The sequence below is a fragment of the Corallococcus llansteffanensis genome (assembly GCF_003612055.1).
Lineage (GTDB): Bacteria > Myxococcota > Myxococcia > Myxococcales > Myxococcaceae > Corallococcus > Corallococcus llansteffanensis.
In genome coordinates this window covers 1-1,026 of the sequence record NZ_RAWB01001077.1, presented here as the reverse complement: position 1 = coordinate 1,026, position 1,026 = coordinate 1, and the positions used below count along the sequence as shown (strand labels likewise).

Sequence of the window (1,026 nt, the reverse complement as noted above, 5' to 3'; positions counted from 1 at the left end):
GTGCACGCCCGGCATCCGCTCGCTGGCGCGCACCAGGTTCTCCGGCCACGGGCCGGGGTGGTTGAGCGGGCTGGACATGCCCGGCCACGTCAGCAGCGCGTCGCGCTTGAGGGGCGTGCACAGCCCGTTCGCCACCAGGTGATCCAACCACCGCTTCCAGCGGGCGGGGCTGGGGTCCCGGTCCAGGATGCACTCCAGGCCCAGCTTGGGGTGGAGGTCGTCACCGACGTCGACGTCGAGCGTGACCTCGTCGATGAAGGGCCGCGCGTCCTCCACGAGCGCGTCCAGCTCCGCGGGCTGTCCGCTCCACCCGGCGCGCCGCAGCGAGCTGCCCAGCTGCGCGAGCGGCACCCCGCGCAGGCACAGCCGCAGCGCGTCCGTCTGGCGGGAGAACATCATCCCCACCTGTTCGACGCGGGGCGGGCCGGGCAGCAGCTCCAGGCAGCGCGTCAGCGCCGGGGGCAGCTGCGCGTGCCCGGGGCCGCGCAGCAGCTCCAGGCTGGCGCGCACCGTGCCGGGCAGGTCCACCGGCGGCTGCTCGGGCCCGAAGAAGACGCCCGGGATGGGGACCTCGCTGGCCAGCTCCTGCAGGTCGAACTCCAGCCACATGTCCCGCACACGCCGGTTCAGCGGCGTCTCGGGGTGGGCCCAGGCCCGGCAGAAGTCCCGCACGCGCTGCCAGACGGGGCTCTGGAGGAACGCGTCCGGCGGGTGGTAGTCCGGGTGGCGTCCCGCGAAGGCGGCGCGGGTGCCGTCGTCCGGGAGCAGGTTGACGAGGAAGTCCGCCACCGGCGCGTCATCGCCCAGCCGGCACTCGAAGCCGCTGCTCGCGCAAGGGGGCAACTGGCGCGCGATGTCCAGGATGGGCCGCAGCGCCTCGGCGGAGACGAGCGCCGGGGGGACGAACGGCACGGCGAGCCGCAGGTAGTCTTCCATGGACAGGCGCACGACGTGGTCTCCTCTTTTTTCCGAAGCCCCGGAGGACCGCTCAGCCGATGAGGCGCTGGGGGGCGGGCGTCAGGGGGG

General features: G+C 74.2%; 1 pseudogene. It reads right to left on the bottom strand.

The features are described from left to right. A pseudogene (locus D7V93_RS43430) lies at positions 1-948 on the bottom strand (hypothetical protein); the annotation flags it as partial. Positions 949-1,026: the final 78 nt, after the last annotated feature.